Annotated in this window: 17 protein-coding genes, 3 tRNA genes, 1 CRISPR repeat array and 1 other annotated feature; of the genes, 19 read left to right on the forward strand and 1 reads right to left on the reverse strand. The window is 45.8% G+C overall.

The genetic code is table 11. The features are described from left to right. The first annotated feature begins 44 nt into the window (after positions 1 to 44). Genes casB through cas2e form a run of 6 tightly spaced genes read left to right on the forward strand, consistent with a single transcriptional unit; the run spans position 45 to position 5038 of the window. Complete coding sequence (casB, locus tag ACLUYS_RS00715; RefSeq protein WP_412658660.1) at positions 45 to 677, forward strand: type I-E CRISPR-associated protein Cse2/CasB; 633 nt, start codon at positions 45 to 47, stop codon at positions 675 to 677. Between the two features lie 30 nt (positions 678 to 707). Then, a complete protein-coding gene (cas7e, locus tag ACLUYS_RS00720; RefSeq protein WP_412658662.1) occupies positions 708 to 1862 on the forward strand; it encodes a type I-E CRISPR-associated protein Cas7/Cse4/CasC in 1155 nt (384 codons plus the stop codon). After that, complete coding sequence (gene cas5e, locus ACLUYS_RS00725) at positions 1862 to 2563, forward strand: type I-E CRISPR-associated protein Cas5/CasD (protein ID WP_412658664.1); 702 nt, start codon at positions 1862 to 1864, stop codon at positions 2561 to 2563. The genes cas7e and cas5e overlap by 1 nt, the downstream gene beginning before the upstream one ends. 2 nt (positions 2564 to 2565) lie before the next feature. Then, positions 2566 to 3183, forward strand: a complete 618-nt coding sequence (gene cas6e, locus ACLUYS_RS00730; RefSeq protein WP_412658666.1) for a type I-E CRISPR-associated protein Cas6/Cse3/CasE — start codon at positions 2566 to 2568, stop codon at positions 3181 to 3183. Positions 3184 to 3185: 2 nt separating this feature from the next. Beyond that, entirely contained in the window at positions 3186 to 4178 is a 993-nt protein-coding gene (gene cas1e, locus ACLUYS_RS00735; protein WP_412658668.1) for a type I-E CRISPR-associated endonuclease Cas1e, read from the forward strand. Next, positions 4172 to 5038, forward strand: coding sequence for a type I-E CRISPR-associated endoribonuclease Cas2e (cas2e, locus tag ACLUYS_RS00740; RefSeq protein WP_412658670.1), 867 nt, complete (start codon positions 4172 to 4174; stop codon positions 5036 to 5038). The genes cas1e and cas2e overlap by 7 nt, the downstream gene beginning before the upstream one ends. Positions 5039 to 5067: 29 nt before the next feature. Then, a CRISPR array of direct repeats spans positions 5068 to 6254; the repeat unit is 28 nt; unit sequence CTTTTCCCTGCATACGCAGGGGTGATCC. A 364-nt stretch (positions 6255 to 6618) separates the two neighbouring features. On the opposite strand, the gene ACLUYS_RS00745 is transcribed toward cas2e, so the two are convergent. Next, a tRNA-Ala gene (locus ACLUYS_RS00745) sits at positions 6619 to 6694 on the reverse strand. 126 nt (positions 6695 to 6820) lie between these two features. Here ACLUYS_RS00745 and ACLUYS_RS00750 point away from each other — a divergent pair. The 13 genes from ACLUYS_RS00750 (at position 6821) to ACLUYS_RS00810 (ending at position 18492) form a co-directional block, all read left to right on the forward strand. After that, a tRNA-Glu gene (locus ACLUYS_RS00750) sits at positions 6821 to 6896 on the forward strand. A gap of 117 nt (positions 6897 to 7013) precedes the next feature. Further along, positions 7014 to 7089: transfer RNA gene (locus ACLUYS_RS00755), tRNA-Glu, on the forward strand. Between the two features lie 273 nt (positions 7090 to 7362). Continuing rightward, entirely contained in the window at positions 7363 to 7791 is a 429-nt protein-coding gene (rplK, locus tag ACLUYS_RS00760; RefSeq protein WP_412658672.1) for a 50S ribosomal protein L11, read from the forward strand. A 12-nt stretch (positions 7792 to 7803) separates the two neighbouring features. Continuing rightward, on the forward strand, positions 7804 to 8487 hold the full coding sequence (rplA, locus tag ACLUYS_RS00765; RefSeq protein ID WP_412658674.1) for a 50S ribosomal protein L1: 684 nt from the start codon (positions 7804 to 7806) through the stop codon (positions 8485 to 8487). A gap of 28 nt (positions 8488 to 8515) precedes the next feature. Further along, positions 8516 to 8638: a sequence feature (ribosomal protein L10 leader region), on the forward strand. Between the two features lie 32 nt (positions 8639 to 8670). Next, a complete protein-coding gene (gene rplJ / locus ACLUYS_RS00770; RefSeq protein WP_412658676.1) occupies positions 8671 to 9195 on the forward strand; it encodes a 50S ribosomal protein L10 in 525 nt (174 codons plus the stop codon). A gap of 17 nt (positions 9196 to 9212) precedes the next feature. Beyond that, a complete protein-coding gene (rplL, locus tag ACLUYS_RS00775) occupies positions 9213 to 9584 on the forward strand; it encodes a 50S ribosomal protein L7/L12 (RefSeq protein ID WP_412658677.1) in 372 nt (123 codons plus the stop codon). A gap of 691 nt (positions 9585 to 10275) precedes the next feature. Further along, positions 10276 to 10749 carry a hypothetical protein gene (locus ACLUYS_RS00780; protein WP_288338758.1) on the forward strand — a complete coding sequence of 158 codons (474 nt, stop codon included), beginning with the start codon at positions 10276 to 10278 and terminating at the stop codon, positions 10747 to 10749. Between the two features lie 91 nt (positions 10750 to 10840). Further along, positions 10841 to 11551 (forward strand): ATP-binding cassette domain-containing protein, encoded by a 711-nt coding sequence (locus ACLUYS_RS00785; RefSeq protein WP_230268174.1) that lies wholly within the window; start codon positions 10841 to 10843, stop codon positions 11549 to 11551. A gap of 204 nt (positions 11552 to 11755) precedes the next feature. After that, positions 11756 to 12169 carry a 30S ribosomal protein S12 gene (gene rpsL / locus ACLUYS_RS00790; protein ID WP_412658679.1) on the forward strand — a complete coding sequence of 138 codons (414 nt, stop codon included), beginning with the start codon at positions 11756 to 11758 and terminating at the stop codon, positions 12167 to 12169. Positions 12170 to 12194: 25 nt separating this feature from the next. Further along, entirely contained in the window at positions 12195 to 12665 is a 471-nt protein-coding gene (rpsG, locus tag ACLUYS_RS00795) for a 30S ribosomal protein S7 (RefSeq protein WP_230226607.1), read from the forward strand. Positions 12666 to 12727: 62 nt separating this feature from the next. Continuing rightward, positions 12728 to 14800, forward strand: a complete 2073-nt coding sequence (gene fusA / locus ACLUYS_RS00800) for an elongation factor G (protein WP_412658680.1) — start codon at positions 12728 to 12730, stop codon at positions 14798 to 14800. A 71-nt stretch (positions 14801 to 14871) separates the two neighbouring features. Beyond that, on the forward strand, positions 14872 to 16056 hold the full coding sequence (gene tuf / locus ACLUYS_RS00805; RefSeq protein ID WP_230268171.1) for an elongation factor Tu: 1185 nt from the start codon (positions 14872 to 14874) through the stop codon (positions 16054 to 16056). Positions 16057 to 17031: 975 nt separating this feature from the next. Then, a complete protein-coding gene (locus ACLUYS_RS00810; protein WP_230268170.1) occupies positions 17032 to 18492 on the forward strand; it encodes an APC family permease in 1461 nt (486 codons plus the stop codon). The last annotated feature ends 201 nt before the right edge of the window (positions 18493 to 18693 follow it).

An 18693-nucleotide genomic window follows, 5' to 3' on the forward strand; every position in this document is an offset into this window, starting at 1 on the left:
TGAACAAATGTTGGATGGCATCTGGTCGTGAAAGGGGGAAAAGGATGACTTCATCGAAAAACGTACGTGCTGTAGTCGCGCAAAAGCTAGCCTGGTTTCAAAGAGGCAATGCGAACCGTGTCCGTGCGGAACTGGCGATTCTTCGAAGAGGAATGGGGAAAAACATGGATGAAGCCCCAGAAACCTGGCGAGTAGTCCTTGCGCTGCTTCCCGAAGATATGATGGGAAAGAGTCAGTTTATTAGTCCAGCTGAATCTGCCGTATTTAACGCTTTAACCTTATTTGCAATGACAATGTCAGGTAAAGATATTAGGAATAATTCGACTCATCAGGCAGGAAAAAGTCTGGGAGCTGCTGCGGCGGAGTTTACGATCCAGACAGAAGGACTGGATGAAGAGGGAAAAAGTCGAATTCTCCCTCGACTTAGACGCCTGATTGCGGCCGATTCAGTGGAAGAGGCTGCTGTTCCTCTCAGAAATGTTGTACAGCTTCTTAATCAAAAAAGTATTGGTATGGATTTTGCTTTGCTTGCCCAGGATCTTTGCTTCTATTCCACTCCGAATGGACGAGCTGGAGTACGACTGAACTGGGCCAGAGATTACTATTCTCGTATGAATCGAGAAGAAACCGCCCGACGCCAACAAACTGCAACAGCTGGAAAAGCAAAGAGCAAATAATAAAGAGCAAATAATAAGGAGAAGAATGATATGACTTCCATTTTTGTTGATATTCATGTGCTTCAAACCGTCCCGCCTAGCTGTGTTAACCGGGATGAAACGGGGGCGCCCAAAACTGCCGTATACGGCGGCGTCACGCGAGCGAGAGTCTCCAGCCAAGCCTGGAAAAAAGCAATGCGTGATTTGTTTAAGTGCAAATTCGCTCCAGACGAGATTGGCGTTCGTACGAAAAGAGCAGTTGAGATGATAAAAGAGGAAATTCTTGCTCTTGAGTCCGACATTTCAGACACAGAGGCAGAAAAACTCGCGAAAAAAGTACTCAACTATGCGGGTGTAGAGACGAGTACTGAAAAAGAAAAAGGCGGTACAGAAAAAGAGCATATCGTCACGCCAGCATTAATGATTGTAGGCAGAAAACAGGCGGCTGCAGTTGCAAAGATTGCTGTGAATAATAAAGATAGTTTATTAAAAGGAGCAAAGCTGAGTAAGAAAAAGGGGAAGGATGAACAGACCGGTACCCTTAAAGATACGATCCAGAATGCCCTGAAGGAGCAGCCGCCTGTAGATCTAGTTCTGTTCGGGCGGATGGTAGCTAAACCCCAGACATTGAGCTTCGATGCAGCTTCACAAGTTGCACATGCCATCTCAACTCACGCTATTCAGAATGAGTTTGATTATTTAACAGCGATCGATGAGTTGAAAGACAGCGACTCACCTGGAGCAGGTTTCATGGCTAATGTTGAGTTTAATTCAAGCACGCTGTACCGCTATGCAACGGTAAATGTCACGGAACTAGCGACTCATCTTGCCATCCCTTCAAAAGTTGCCGTTGAATTTATCCGTGCCTTCATATGCTCTATGCCAACTGGAAAGCAGAATTCATTTGCAAATCGAACTCTGCCTGCCTCGGTCTACATCACAATTCGTACCGACCAGCCGATTTCGCTCGTTACGGCCTTTGAAAAGCCAATCCCTTCATCGAAAGAAGGTTATGAAGAAAAGTCGCGAAAAGCACTGGCAAAAAAAGCAAATCAAATATACGGAATGCTCGGCGAACGTCCAGCTCTGGAAGTGACTTGTGGAGAAGAACTTGAGGGCCTCGCTAGTCCGTCCTCTTTATCTGCTGCACTCGGTTTGATTCAGCATAAATTGGATGAAATGCTTCAGCCAAATGGAGTGTTGTAATGGGCAGCACGCTGATATTACGATTGGCAGGGCCGCTGCAGAACTGGAGTACGGACAGCCGCTTTGAGCACAGGAGAGCCGAAAACTTTCCTACCAAAAGCGGGATTATTGGAATGATTGCAAATGCGATGGGACGCAAACGAGATGATGACATCAGCGATCTGCAAAAAATAAAGATTTCAGTCCGTATTGATCAGCCGGGAGTGTTTCTGGAAGATTTTCAAATATCTAAGCCACAAGAGAAGAAAGATCCTTTTGTTTCCAGACGCTGGTATTTAAGCGATGCAGTCTTTCTTTGTGCAATCGAATGTGAGGATCAGAGCCTGTTGAAGAAAATCGAAGCTGCGATAAAGAATCCGAAAAGACCGCTTTATCTTGGCCGAAGATCCTGTCCTCCTGATTTTCCTTTGCTTTATGGACGGTATGATACAGATGCTCTTTCTGCACTCCGAAAAATAGCGTGGACAGGAAGAGGGACAATGCCCAATTCACTTTCACTTTATTCTGAGGGGAATAAGGGCGACATTATTCGGAAGCGAATGGATCAGCCGGTCAGCTTTGATTTCCACCATCGTAAATATCGTATGGGAGAGATGACGTTAGAATCCATTTGTCTAGAACCTTACCATTCCCAGTCCGAAATGCATTTTGAGGCTTCGATAGATTATTTTGACAAGCTGCCAGAATATAAGGAGACATAAGTATGTATATGACTCGACTCCATCTTGATCCGTATGTACGTAAGGTGATTCTTGGCTTGGAAAATCCGAACCTGTTTCATGGGGCTATAGAAAAAGCGCGCCCTGGTAAAAGGACACGGATTTTGTGGCGAATTGACAAAGTTAATGGGCAATACTATCTGCTGATTCTTTCTGAACAACCTCTTGAAACACGCCAGCTAGAAGACCAGTTTGGAATGGCTGAAGAACAGGCACAAGTGAAAAAATATGATGAGATTTTTCGATATGTCACTCCAAAATCCAGATGGAGATTCAGACTTTGTGCAAACCCTGTAAAATGGCTTCCGTCAGATGGAAGAGGACAAGTTGCTGCTCATGTATCTCCAAAATGGCAGATGAGCTGGCTGAAAGAACAGGCTGCTAAGCGAGGGTTTGCGATTGATGAGTCTGCAACTCAGGTCACTGGATCAAGGTGGGTTTCCTTTAGAAAGAAAGACGGGCAACATATTTCCTTAAAACAAGTATCGTTTGAAGGGATCTTGACTGTCGAGGATCCTGAGAATTTCTGCAATGCATTACGTGCAGGAGTTGGACGAGGAAAAGCCTACGGCATGGGAATGCTGACAATTGCACCGTTATGATAATGAAAAGCTGGCAAGGCTCGGATAAGCCTAAACTCTCTGAGCTTCCAAGCATGAAAGATCGATTGACTTTCATTTACTTGGAGTCTTGCAGAATCTCCCGACAGGATTGTGCTTTAAAAGCGGAAGATAAAACTGGTTATGTGCTTATTCCATCTCATGCGCTTTTGGTTATCCTTTGTGGCCCTGGTACGACAGTTACGCATCGGGCAATTGAGCTGATTGCAGATTCCGGGACAGTTGTTATGTGGGTGGGTGAAGGAAACACAAAGTTTTATGGAATGGGTAGATCACTTTCAGGCGGGACATACTTGCTGCAGCTTCAGGCAAAGTATGTGAGCAGCCCGCGTCTTCACATGGAAGTGGTTAAACGTATGTATTCTCTCCGCTATCCAGGCGAAGATCTTACGAGCTTGACTCTCCAGCAGCTTAGAGGAAAAGAAGGAGCGCGCGTGAGGAAAGAGTACGCGCAGCAAGCTAAGAAGTGGAATGTACCTTGGTCCAAAAGGGATTATGAACCGGATGATTTTTCAAAAGGAGATCCAGTTAACAGAGCACTCTCGGTTGCTAATAATTGCCTATACGCCTTGGTGTTATCCGTGATTAATGGACTAGGACTCAGTCCCGGTTTAGGCTTTATTCATGTAGGCCATGAAAAGTCATTTGTTTATGACATTGCTGATCTGTATAAAGCTGATATTACGATTCCGCTTGCTTTTCGCTTGGCCTCAATATCTTCAGATAGTATCGAAACGAGAGTGCGAAAAGAATTGAGGGAGGTGTTTCGAAGCAATCGGCTGATCGAAAGAATGATCCAGGATTTAAAGTTTATTTTTGATATCAAAGAGGAAGAAGCAGAAGAGATTATCCCTCTGGAAACGCCTCTTTGCTTATGGGATAACTATCGTACTGCTAAATCATCCGGCATTTCTTATCAATCTGAAGAGGAATTGGCTAATCGATCGTCAGAAAAAGGTGAATGCTCGAAATGCTAGTTTTACTCTTGACCGCATGCCCTCCACGTTTGAAGGGGGATATAAGTAAATGGCTGTTTGAGATTCATCCTGGAGTCTATATTGGATCACCGTCAAGGCGAGTTGCAGATCAAATCTGGAATCGAGTTACCACCTCAATTCGTAAGGGGAAAGCGGTTATGGCTTTGTCAGCTTCTAATGAACAAGGCTATGTCATCAGAACTCACCATTCTGATTTGGAAGTGACTGATTTTGACGGTATTCAACTGATGAAACATATAAAAGCTCAGAAATGGATAGAGCAGGAAGAGTCTATAGATGTAAAGAAGCTAAGTACGCCAGATTATCTTCATTTTAAGGATACGTTTTGGCCCAGCGGTTTTATTATCCTCTGTATCGAGACTTCTGGCCCAAATCCTAACGAGGATACCATTCTCGAAATCGGTGCGCTCAAGGTGAAAAAAGGAAAGGAAGTGGATTGCTTTCATACGTATATACGATCGGTTGAATCCATTCCGGAAAGTCAGTTTATGCAGAATGGAAATATCTTAGAAAAGCTCTCTCAAGGACTTTCTGAACCTGAAGCGGTTTATTATCTGAATCTTTTCCGTGACAAGATGCCAATTCTGGTGCTCGATCCTCAAAGGGATCTTCTGTTTTTAAAAAAAGCAGCTGAGTTAAATGAAATTAATTTAAGCGAGGACCAGGTTTTCGATATACGGGAACTGGCAAAATGGCAGGGAAATGTGAGACCGTATGATGGCTTAAATGGGATTGGCCGTCCAAGAGATATGGAGACTTTATCTCAATCTTTAGAGAATTGTAGAATCATCCTGTTGATGCTTGAAAAAATGATCAAAACAGGCCTTAATGACAAATAGATAGGCTTTATATAAAGAGAAATATTAGTCTTTTCCCTGCATACGCAGGGGTGATCCTCGAATCCTGATTTTCGAAGGGGGGGTGTAAAACTTTTCCCTGCATACGCAGGGGTGATCCGTCTGGAAGAAAAATCCCGCGGCGCTTCCCGCTCTTTTCCCTGCATACGCAGGGGTGATCCATTGGATGGCCGACAAAGCTTCCGAAGCCTGGCCTTTTCCCTGCATACGCAGGGGTGATCCTTTCGCCCATAACACGCTTATGTTCGGCCATGCCTTTTCCCTGCATACGCAGGGGTGATCCTAAGGCGGTTGTGGCTTTGATCATGCCGTCTGCCTTTTCCCTGCATACGCAGGGGTGATCCTGATCTCCGGATCTGCGACCTTGACAGCGAATCCTTTTCCCTGCATACGCAGGGGTGATCCTTCAAAACGGCACGGGTGGAAATCAAATTCACCCTTTTCCCTGCATACGCAGGGGTGATCCCGTGCTTGAACTTGGTTGTGTTCTCGTTTTTTACTTTTCCCTGCATACGCAGGGGTGATCCGTAAGAAGCGTCAAATGTTCTGGCAATGCTGTTCTTTTCCCTGCATACGCAGGGGTGATCCTGATAGCCTGGTTCAAATCGCCATAAAGCTTTTCTTTTCCCTGCATACGCAGGGATGATCCTCACATTGATCTATCTGTTTTTTCGCGTATCTGCTTTTCCCTGCATACGCAGGGGTGATCCTTGCTGATATTGAGATTTATGAACTTGTCCATCCTTTTCCCTGCATACGCAGGGGTGATCCCAGCAACCCGTCCAGAATGACCCGACTTCCGGGCTTTTCCCTGCATACGCAGGGGTGATCCTCCCAAATTCAGCAAGAAGCAGCGCATGGGATTCTTTTCCCTGCATACGCAGGGGTGATCCCGCAGCTACAATGAGCGTTGAACAAGGTACGGTCTTTTCCCTGCATACGCAGGGGTGATCCGGAAAACTGCTTTATCCGGAAAGTGAGATTATGCTTTTCCCTGCATACGCAGGGGTGATCCCTCTAAATGATGTAATATCCGTCTGATATCGCTCTTTTCCCTGCATACGCAGGGGTGATCCTTATGGAAAGCATGCTGGAAGGTTTTGCCCAGTCTTTTCCCTGCATACGCAGGGGTGATCCTGACCGTCTCGGGCAAGCGTATCAAAGTAATTGCTTTTCCCTGCATACGCAGGGATGATTCGACGACTGGAGCGGTTTCTATCGGCCCCGTACCCTTTTTCCTGCGATCTTCTCATGAACAAAACAATGCTAGGGCTTTAGCCCGATTTTTACGTAATTGGGAGCATATTGGAACTGGGTATCATTCGGGGATTAGAAGAGGAACAAAATACAAAAAGGCCGCAACATAAGTTGCAGCCGCTGATCTAAGTGGAGAGGTCAGTCTCTACTATATGTACTAATGTACCAAAATATGAAAAGAGGATTTTTTTGCAGAGGGTGCAGTGAACCTGCTACATGCTTAGCAAAGCCAATTCTCTATATATTAGATGACGAACTATTTCTGGAAGTTAGGTATTCCAAGAATAGCACGTAAAGAGCATAGGTGGTGGAGCGTAGGGGATTCGAACCCCTGACCTCTTGCATGCGAAGCAAGCGCTCTCCCAACTGAGCTAACACCCCGTGCAAGTCAAAGTATATCAAAAACTGATAGAATTTGAAGGCCTTAAAAACAATTTTTTGAAGAGCACTTTTTATTTGCATTCTATAGAACAGATGATATTATGGTTAAGCACTAAGCAAGTAAACGGCGCGTTGGAGAAACGGTTAACTCATATGCCTTTCACGCATACATTCACGGGTTCGAATCCCGTACGCGTCACCATTGGAAATCCACCCGGGTAATCCGGGTTTTTTTGTGCTTAAAATATTTTTTCTTTTTTGGTTGCAAATGCTTGGGACTGTGGTATTATAACGAGGCCGATCAAGGCAAAAAGTAAACGGCGCGTTGGAGAAATGGTTAACTCATATGCCTTTCACGCATACACTCACGGGTTCGAATCCCGTACGCGTCACCATTGAATATTCCCTCTGGGTATATCCCGGAGGTTTTTTTATGTCTTATGAACTCTGCAGAATAGCGGGATGATTCAGATCTGGAATCCTGCGCGTTTGAAAGCGTCGAACTTGCTCTATTTATAGGGGATTTTGACGCTTTTTCACATCCTTTTCCCATTTCTATCAATTGCAAAAAAGGTTCTTTCCGAGTAATATGTTCAAGGCATGCGTGGGAGGACGCGTCTTTCGTGTCCGTAAACCACTGCATAAGACCAATACAGGAGGAGAGTCTTATGGCTAAGAAAAAGAAAAAGATTACCAAAGTTGTAAAACTCCAGTTCCCTGCTGGCGGAGCCAAACCAGGTCCAGGCCTCGCAGGTGTTGGAATCAACATGCCGCAGTTCTGCTCAGCATTTAACGATGCAACCAAAGAACGCCGCGGCGATATCGTGCCTGTTGTGATCACTGCTTACGAAGACAGGAGCTTTGACTTCGTGCTGAAAACAACTCCAGCTGCTCAGATGATTAAAAAGGCAGCAGGCGTTGCGAAAGCAAGCGGCGACCAGAAACAGACTGCTGGAACAATCACTGTTGACCAGCTTAAAGAAATTGCTGAATACAAAATGCCCGATCTGAACGCTAACGACATTGAAGCTGCTATGAAGATCATTGCCGGTACTGCAAAGAACATGGGTATCAAAGTTACAGGATACGAAGGATAAGGAGGAAGACCAATGGCAAAAGTAAGTAAACGCTATGCGGCAGCGAAAGATCAGATCGATCGCTCTAAAGTATATACCGTTGAAGAAGCTGTTGATCTGGCTAAAAAAGCCAGCTCCGCTAAATTCGACGAAACAGTTGAAGTATCTTTCAACCTGAACGTTGACCCGCGTCATGCTGACCAGCAGATCCGCGGCGCAATGGTTCTCCCAAACGGAACTGGTAAATCTCAGGTCGTTGCTGTTGTTGCTGAAGGCGACAAAGCAAAAGAAGCTGAGGATGCCGGTGCGGATTTTGTAGGCTCTGACGAACTGATCCAGAAAATCCAGGGCGGATGGTTCGATTTTGATGTTCTTATCGCCACTCCGAACATGATGGGTAAACTGGGCCGTCTGGGACGCGTACTCGGACCTAAAGGTCTGATGCCTAACCCAAAAACCGGTACAGTAACGATAGATATTGCTAACGCTGTTAACGAAGTTAAAAAAGGTAAAATCACTTACCGTGTTGACAAAGCCGGCAACATCAACGTACTGATCGGAAAAGTATCCTTTGACAACGACAAGCTCGTTGAAAACTTCAACGCAGTTTACGAAGTAATCAAAAAAGCTCGTCCATCCAAAGTTAAAGGCACTTACATGAAGAACCTTGTTCTTTCCACAACTATGGGTCCTGGTATCCATGTTGAAATGAAGTAATTGACAAGCGCAATCTTCAACCGTACTATTTGATTGTTTCAATATTCCAAAGACAGTAACGGCGAAAGCTTAATCATGTTACCGAGGGATTGAAGAGCATTATTTTCATATGCCATTCAAGCCCGCACGCGCGGGCTTTATCTTTGAATATTGATGCAATATACAGAAAGCAGAGGAAAACTCATGAACAAAGATGTCCTTGCTCAAAAGGAAGCTGATGTTGCTGAGCTCTCGAAAAAGATTTCTGATTCTAGCTCTGTTGTCGTAGTTGAGTATCGCGGACTTACCGTAGCGGAGATCACAGAACTCCGTCACGCTCTCCGCAACGAAAACGTTGAGATGAAGGTTTACAAAAACACCATCGCTCAGCGCGCTGTTGAACAGCTTGGCCTCGACGGTCTGGATGCTGCACTCAAAGGACCGAACGCACTCGCATTCGGTCACGATCAGGTAGCTCCTGCTCGCGTCCTCGCTGATTTCGCAAAAACTCACGACAAGCTGATTCTGAAAAGCGGCATTGTAGACGGTGCCGTAGTAGACGAAGCAACCATCAATACTCTCGCTGGTCTGCCTAACAAAGAAGGCATGCTCGCAAAATTTGCATCTACCCTGAATGCACCTGTTATCAAGTTTGCTCTGACCATCAAAGCTCTTGCTGAGAAAAAAGGTCAGGCAGGCGAAGCCCCTGCAGAAGAAGCTGCAGCGTAATTGGAGGAAAACTTAACATGGCTAAACTGACTCAGGACGAAATCCTGTCCTATCTCGAAGAAGCAACAATCCTTGAACTGAACGAACTCGTAAAAGCAATCGAAGAAAAATTCGGCGTTGTAGCTGCTGCTGTAGCTGCTGGTCCAGCTGCTACTGACACTGCTGCTAACGACGAACCAAGCGAAGTAACCGTAACGATGACTAACGTTGGCGGAACCAAAGTACAGGTTATCAAAGCCGTACGTGAACTCACTGGTCTCGGTCTGATCGACGCTAAGAAACTCGTTGATGCTGTTCCTGCTGTTATCAAAGAGAACATCTCTCCTGATGAAGCAGAAAAGATCAAAGAAAAACTCATGGAAGCTGGCGCTACTGTCGAAATCAAGTAATTGTTTTCACAGACGCACGAATTCAACTTTTAAACACAATAAGAGCGAAGCCTTTCGGGGCCTCGCTCTTTTCTTTCGGCCGGAAAAACCAGGGCAAAAAAAAGACCGGATCACTCCGGTCACTCAAGAAATGAGATTTTTGCCTGTTGTGTGTACAGGTGGGTTTTCTGCCATTGCGTTTAGGATCCCAGCTTCATCCGCGAAAAAGCAGCTTATTGCTGGTATTCAACACCGGCAAGAGCATCCGAAATCCCATATCTCAGATGTAGGAAAAATGTAATTCCTTGAGCGGCTTTATTATAGCAAATCATACAAACGATGTCAGTTTGATCACCGGAAACGTTGAAGAAAGAAAGCGATCAAAAATAGCAGCACTTGTTGAATCCGATATCTGGGCCTGGAAAAACATGTACATCTCCATTTCTGGATAAATTTGCAAAACAGCAGAAAACCGATCAAATTCACGCAGAATCCAATAAATTGACTAATCGCTATTGACAACTCTGCTATGCGTGAAAGGTGAAAGAGGATACATATCTGCAAAATTCGCATTAAGAATTCTCATGTAAACGAATACATAAATTATAGTTAGATATGACCCGAATAAACTTAAAATAAACGGGACAAATTTCTTTTCTCCTTCACGGAAGTTCCTATAATAAAGGCGAAATAAAGAAGGAGACATAAAAACATGAACAAGTTTACAAAATCTATTGCCGCAGCGGCTATGGTTCTTTCCCTTACAGGATGCGCTGCAGCAGCCCAGACAAACAGCGAGGTATCTGAAGCGGCGGTTCAGGAATTTGGTGCTTATGGCTATTCGGTAGAAGACGTTACAGAAAATGGCAATAAAGTCAGCTTCAAGGCTGTTGGTGAAGACGGCGGTGCAAATGTAAGTGTTACTCGTTTTGATGACCTGATGAGTGCTGTTGAAGCCTATGACCAGGAAAAAGCAGTTATGACGCAGTCGGATTACTACATGCTTGCAGAACAGGAAAACGGAGCTGGCAGCGTTGCAGTATTCAACAACTCCATCAACTACGTAAATGCAGTCGTCGCTTTTGATGCAAAGAACAACAACATGATCGTTGTAAGAGAGATCTCTCAGACCAACATGGATCAGGTTTACGATTATCTTGCAAAGTTCGGATTCAGCTTCCAGTAAGAAAGCAATAATTGAAAAGAAATACAAAAGCCCGCTCGACGGGCTTTTTTTGTTATCGTAATTCCATAGACAAACATGAGGAAGCTTGAAAATGGACTACGATACGACGGGCATCGAGAAAAAACAGGATGATTCTTATGAGACTTTAATCACAGCCCAAAAAATCAATGTTACTCTTGGCGGGAAAACGATCCTTGAAGATTTTTCGCTTACAGTTTGTCGTAAAGGAAGAGTAGCGCTGTGCGGTCCCTCTGGAATCGGGAAAAGTACCGTGCTCCGCGTTCTGGCCGGACTGATTGATCCAAATCAAGGAACACTGGATCGAGTCGGAACGGTATCCATGGTATTTGATGATGATCGGCTGTATCCCTGTCTCAGTACGCTCGAAAACATTTGTCTGGGATGCGACTGGGGAACGATTCCGCGCGCCTTACGAACGAACGCCGCCAGGAACTGGGCATCGATTTTTCACTGTGATACCTTTCTGAAACAGAAAGCAGGGACTTTGTCAGCTGGTCAGCGGAAACGCACAGCACTCGCTCGCGCCATGATGAAGAATCCGGATCTGCTTCTTCTGGATGAGACTTTCCATGCGCTGGATGAAAAGCTGCGTTACGTGCTTATGGATACGCTTCTGCAGCTGCAGAAACAGATGGGGTTCGCAATCGTCTTTGCAACGCATGATCTTCGGGAAGCAGAATATATGAATGCCCGAATTGTCTTTTTACAAAATTCAGACCGGGAAAAGCCGATAGAAAATACTTACGTATCGGCTGACTCAGTTAGGAAGGGCGATGAGTAAGGGCGAAAAGTGGTCTGAGAGTGAAAATTCCGGTTACAAAACAGTTTCATAATTTTCATGATTTTTTGTGATTGACATATATTTTGTGATCTACTAAACTGTCAAAGCATGCGCGGGATAGATTCCCGCTTTTAAAAGGACGAAAAATGGTCCACCCGGATTCGTTCGCATGAATAAGTTGATACAAGTAGATAAGGAGAAGAAATGCCTACTATTAATCAGTTAATTCGCACAGGCCGTCAGTCCAGCGAGAACATGTCTAAATCTCCTGCACTGAACCGCGGATACAACTCATTGAAGTCCAGACCGACAAGCCTGTCCAGCCCGCAGAAACGCGGCGTCTGCACCCGTGTCGGAACAATGACTCCGAAGAAACCTAACTCTGCTCTTCGTAAATATGCTCGTGTACGTCTTAGCAACGGAATGGAAGTTACTGCTTACATTCCAGGTATCGGACACAACCTCCAGGAGCACTCGGTAGTACTGATCCGCGGCGGTCGTGTTAAAGACCTGCCTGGTGTACGTTACCATATCGTTCGCGGTACTCTTGACTGCGCAGGTGTAACGGACCGTCGTCAGAGCCGCTCTCTTTACGGAACCAAGAAACCTAAGAAATAAGTCAATCGTGAAAGGAGAATAAAAGATGCCAAGAAAAGGACATATTGCAAAACGGGATGTACTTCCAGATCCTATTTACAATTCCAAACTCGTCACTCGTTTAATTAACAAAATCATGATTGACGGAAAACGTGGAACTGCACAGAAAATTCTGTACAACGCCTTCGACATTGTCGAGGTTAAGACTGGCAAACAGCCAATGGAAGTTTTTGAACAGGCGCTGGGCAACATTATGCCTCAGCTCGAACTTAAGGTTCGCCGTGTAGGCGGTGCGAACTACCAGGTACCAGTTGAAGTATCTGAAGAACGCCGTCTGACACTTGGACTGCGCTGGCTCGTGAACTACGCACGCCTGCGTAACGAAAAAACGATGGAACAGCGACTTGCTGCTGAAATCATCGATGCCGCTAACGGTGTGGGTGCATCGGTAAAACAGCGCGACAACGTTCATCGCATGGCGGAAGCCAACAAGGCTTTTGCTCACTACCGCTGGTAGTCTGCATCCGATTCAGCTGTTATTAAAAACGGCAATCGGAGCTCTAGAAAGGATGTCGAATTATGCCAAGAGAATATTCATTAGAAAATACCCGTAATATCGGTATCATGGCACACATCGACGCCGGCAAAACAACCACCACTGAACGTATCCTGTATTACACAGGTGTTAACCACAGAATTGGTGAAACTCATGATGGCGCATCCACAATGGACTGGATGGAACAAGAAGCTGAACGTGGTATCACGATTACATCTGCGGCTACAACCGTTCATTGGAGAGGCAACCGAATCAACATTATCGATACTCCGGGCCACGTTGACTTCACAGTAGAAGTTGAACGTTCCCTGCGCGTTCTCGATGGTGCGGTTACAGTCCTCGATGCCAAGGCCGGTGTTGAACCACAGACTGAAACAGTATGGCGTCAGGCCTCCGAATACGGAGTTCCCCGTATTGTATTCGTAAATAAAATGGACTCAACAGGAGCTGACTTCCTGATGAGCTGCCAGACGATCGTTGATCGCCTGGGCGTTAAAGCTGCTCCAATTCAGCTGCCGATCGGCGCTGAAAGTGAATTCGAAGGTCTTGTAGATCTGATCGAACGCAAAGCGGTCTATAACAAAGGCGACAAAGGTATCATCGTTGAAGATGGCCCTATCCCTGAAGACATGGTAGACATGGTTGAAGAGTATCGCATGAAACTCCTCGAAACTCTGTCTGACTTTGATGAAGATCTGATGATGCAGGTCCTCGAAGGTGAAGAACCTTCCATTGAAGATATCAAGCGCGTTATCCGTAAAGCGGTATGCGACGTTGAATTCTTCCCGGTTCTTTGCGGATCCGCTTATAAAGACAAAGGCGTTCAGCCAATGCTCGACGCAGTTGTTGACTACCTCCCGTCTCCGATTGACGTACCGGCAATCAAAGGTACGACTCTTGATGGCGAACCGGATGAACGTCATCCTTCCGATGAAGAACCGTTCTCTGCGCTTGCTTTCAAAATCATGACCGATAAATACGTCGGAAAACTTACGTTCTTCCGCGTTTACTCCGGTACAGCTGATTCCGGAAGCTACGTTCTCAACTCCACAAAGGATACGAAAGAACGTTTCGGCCGTATCATGCAGATGCATGCCAACAGCCGTCACGAAATCCCGCAGGTTTTCGCAGGCGACATTGCGGCAGCAGTAGGTCTGAAAAACACCACAACTGGTGACAGCCTCTGCGAGCCGGACCATCCGATCATTCTTGAAAAGATGGAATTCCCGGAACCTGTTATTGAACAGTCCCTTGAACCAAAGACGAAAGCTGACCAGGACAAGATGGGTCTGGCTCTTGCCAAACTGGCTGAAGAAGACCCTACGTTCAGAACTTATACAAATAAGGAAACTGGACAGACCATTATCGCTGGTGTAGGTGAACTTCACCTCGATATCATCGTTGACCGTCTGCGCAGAGAATTCAACGTCGATGCGAAGATTGGCCAGCCGCAGGTTGCTTACCGTGAAACAATCCGTAAAGCTGCGGAATGTGAAGGTAAATACATCCGTCAGTCCGGTGGTAAAGGTCAGTACGGTCACGTATGGATCAAGTTTGAACCGAATGAAGAAGGTAAAGGATACGAATTCATCGACGCTGTTGTTGGTGGAACCGTACCTAAGGAATACATCAAGCCAACCAACGAAGGTCTGCAGGACGCTCTTGAAAAAGGTGTACTCGCCGGCTACCCGATGATTGACGTTAAAGCAACTCTGTTCGACGGAAGCTACCATGATGTCGACTCCTCCGAACAGGCCTACAAGATTGCTGCTTCCATGGCTCTTCGTGAAGCTGCCAAGAAGTGCGATCCTGTACTGCTCGAGCCAATCATGCTCGTTGAAATTACAGCACCAGCAGAATACCTTGGTTCTGTAATGGGCGACGTATCCAGCCGTCGCGGTCAGATCAACGATCAGGAAGAACGCGGAAATGCCGTCATCGTACGTGCATTCATCCCGCTGTCAGAAATGTTCGGCTATGTAACTGACCTGCGTTCCTTTACCCAGGGCCGCGGCAACTACTCGATGAAATTCGACCACTACAGTGAAGTACCGAAGTCGATTTCTGAGAAGATCATTGCCGAGTCCGGTAAGTAAAATACTCATTATTGCTTTTAAAATTCGAAAGCCTTAAAATGAAACAGTCTGAATAACTCTAGGAGGAAATAATGGCTAAGCAAAAATTTGACAGAAGTAAAACCCATGTCAACATTGGTACCATTGGACACGTTGACCACGGTAAAACAACTCTGACTGCTGCAATCACCAGCGTTCTCAGCGGCAAAGGCATGGCTGAGAAAACAGATTACGATCAGATTGACGGTGCTCCAGAAGAAAAAGAACGTGGAATCACCATCAACACCGCTCACGTTGAATACCAGACAGACAAACGTCACTATGCACACGTAGACTGCCCGGGTCACGCTGACTACATCAAGAACATGATCACTGGTGCAGCTCAGATGGATGGCGCTATCCTCGTTGTAGCTGCCACTGACGGACCTATGCCTCAGACTCGTGAGCACATCCTGCTCGCTCGTCAGGTAGGCGTACCTAAAATGGTTGTATTCCTGAACAAGTGCGACATGGTTGACGACGAAGAACTGATCGACCTTGTTGAAATGGAAATTCGTGAACTCCTCGACGAATATGAATTCGACGGCGACGACACTCCAATCATCCGCGGATCCGCTCTGAAAGCTCTCGAAGGCGATCCGAAATGGACACCGGCTATCGAAGAACTGATGGACGCTGTTGATTCCTGGATCGATGATCCAGTTCGTGATGTCGACAAACCATTCCTGATGGCTGTCGAAGACGTTATGACAATTTCCGGTCGTGGTACCGTTGCTACAGGTCGTGTAGAACGTGGTACTGCTCACCTGTCCGACACAGTAGAAATCGTTGGTATCAAACCAACTCGCTCCACTGTACTGACTGGTCTGGAAATGTTCCACAAACAGCTCGACGAAGCTCGTGCTGGTGACAACATCGGTGCTCTGCTCCGTGGTGTTGCACGTGACGAAGTACAGCGTGGACAGGTTCTGGCAAAACCAGGATCCGTTCATCCTCACACAAAATTCAAAGCTCAGGTTTACGTACTGAGCAAAGATGAAGGCGGACGTCACACACCGTTCGTTTCCAACTACCGTCCTCAGTTCTACTTCCGTACAACTGACGTAACTGGTGTAATCACTCTGCCAGAAGGCGTTGAAATGGTTATGCCTGGCGACAACGTTGAAATGTCCGTTGAACTGATCGCTCCTATCGCTATCGAAAACGGTACTACCTTCTCTATTCGTGAAGGCGGACACACTGTAGGCGCTGGTAACGTTACTGAAATCGTTGAATAATCGACGTTCAGAAACTGACGAAGCTTTCAGCTAACTAAAAAATTAAGGAGAACCCAATCTTACGAATGGGTTCTCCTTTTTTGTTTTTTGCCTACCAAGAAGAGACGGATTCGCCAGTTGAAATCAGGGCCTGACCGATAATGGCTGCCTCTCTGCACACGATCCTCTAGCAATTCTTATTTCCTCTCAACTGTATATTTGAAAAAATTCAATGGCTGGGGAAATTGGGTCCTTATTCATAGCTTGCGGTCTAGAAAAGCGTATGAGGCCTTTCTGACGGTTTTGAAGAGAATAACAGGAAAACTGTATCGCATTCATATACGAGCAGCAGAACGCTGTTCTGGAGCCTTATTCTGCCGAACCAGGAAAACCATTGAGACAACCATAAATCTCTGACTGCAAGCTCAAGGGTTTTAGTACGAGCGGAAGGGAAAACGTGATCTAGCGGACCAGACGAGGAATGCATTAAAGTTCTGACTGTATGCCGAGATGATGTCGAATGCTGAGACGATCATGCATGCTGCAGCGGCAGACAAAATCCATTCAGAGTCCCCTTTTTAATGTTAAAAGCGAATGTGTGATGGAACACAGACTGTTTACAGATGTAAAACATCCGTCTACGAATCGCAAAATAAAGTGTTGACAAAACGAAAATGAGAGCACAAAGTGTCGATTTTCACTGTTTTTTACTTTTTTACGCCAAGTAAGGCAATTTTGAAACCTGCCTGACAAAAATTTGGTGAAAATTTGTGATGAAACAAAATGAAATTATGAAAAATTTATCTGAAATGTGTAATAATGGTAAACGCACATGCTAAGTGAATGCCTTGCATCAAAAGAGGCGGGAATGCTCTATTTTGACGTTCTGAGCAGATTTTGATATTTAGGAGAAAATGTAATGTTTTTAAACGCTTAGATTATCTCAAAATCCGTATATTTATGGGATAATGTGTCAGAAAGGAGTGTTCTCAAATTATGAACCAAACGAAAAGTTCAGCCGGAACCGATACTAAGAAAATCACCTGGCTGACTCTGGCGTTCATGGCGTTCTCAACCGTATGGGGATTTGGTAACGTCGTAAACGGCTTTGGGTACTTCAACGGCACACAGGTAATCTTCTCATGGGTAATGATGTTCCTGCTGTACTTTGTACCTTACGCATTAATGGTTGGTGAACTTGGTTCCGCTTTTAAAACTGCCGGCGGCGGTGTAACGAGCTGGGTTCTGGAAACAACCAATCCTAAACTGGCGTATTACGCTGGTTATACGTACTGGGTAGTCCATATCCCTTACATTGCTTCGAAGGGAAGCGGCGGCCTGAAGGCTCTCGCATGGATGTTCCTGTCCAACGAATGGTATGACAGCCTGCCTGCAATTCAGGTACAGCTGGCGACTCTCGTTGTCTTCATCATCTTCCTCTGGGTAGCTTCCCGCGGCCTGACACCGCTTAAGGCTCTAACCTCCGTAGCTGGATCGAGTATGTTCGTAATGTCTCTGCTCTACATCGTAATGATGTTCGCAGCACCGGCGATCAACCCGTCCGCTTCGTTCGCTCCTATTGACTGGAGCTGGGAAGGTTTGATCCCGACATTCAACTGGCAGTACTTCACGTCTCTGTCGATTCTTGTATTCGCAGTCGGAGGATGTGAAAAGATTTCTCCTTATGTAAATAAGGTTAAAAACCCTGGTAAAGACTTCCCGAAAGGTATGATCTCCCTGGCAATCATGGTTATGGTCTGCGCTATCCTCGGTACCATCGCCATGGGTATGATGTTCAACTCTGCAGATCTGGCCAACCCGGATTTCCAGAAACAGTTCATCGCCAACGGTGCTTATATGTCCTTCCAGAAACTCGGTGAATACTACCACCTGGGCAACTTCTTCGTTATCGTATACGGTGCCTGCAATGCGATCGGTCAGTTCTCTACTCTCGTTCTTTCCATCGATGCTCCTCTGCGTATGCTTCTTGACGATGAATCCGCTCGTCAGTATGTTCCAAAGAGTCTGCTCAAGCAGAACAAATACGGTGCATACACCAACGGTATTCTGCTGATCGGTGTTCTGGCTGGTTCGATCATTCTGATTCAGATGCTCGGAACTGGTGCAGCCGATATCATCACCTGGCTGACCAAACTGAACTCTGTCTGCATGCCAATGCGTTACCTCTGGGTATTCTTCGCATATATCATGCTGCGCACAGCCGGAAACAAATTCCACAGCGATTACGTATTTGTTAAAAACAAAACCTTCGCCATCGTTGCTGGTGCATGGTGCTTCTTCGTTACCGCATTCTGCTGCATTCTCGGTGTTTATGTAGAAGGCGATGTCGTACGTACAATTCTGAACATTGCGATGCCATTCGTTCTGCTTGCTCTCGGTCTGATCATGCCGGAAATCCGCAAGGCCGAAGATCGCAAAGCTGGTATTGTAAAATAAACGTCTCTGATCTTTCTGAATTCGAATCCCTTCGGTTTGAGCGGATTTGAGTTTATTCGGAGAATATAAAGCGGAATGTCTTCGGGCTTTCCGCTTTTTTTCATCCCTGTCCTGCAGATCTGGTGATCTGGCTGCCGATACTGTCTGCCAAATGCGTCCTTGCGCTGAGAGAAAGCATGCAGCCCATAATTTTTGACCATG

This window comes from Allobaculum sp. (assembly GCF_047010065.1).
In the GTDB taxonomy this organism is placed as follows: domain Bacteria; phylum Bacillota_I; class Bacilli_A; order Erysipelotrichales; family Erysipelotrichaceae; genus Allobaculum; species Allobaculum fili.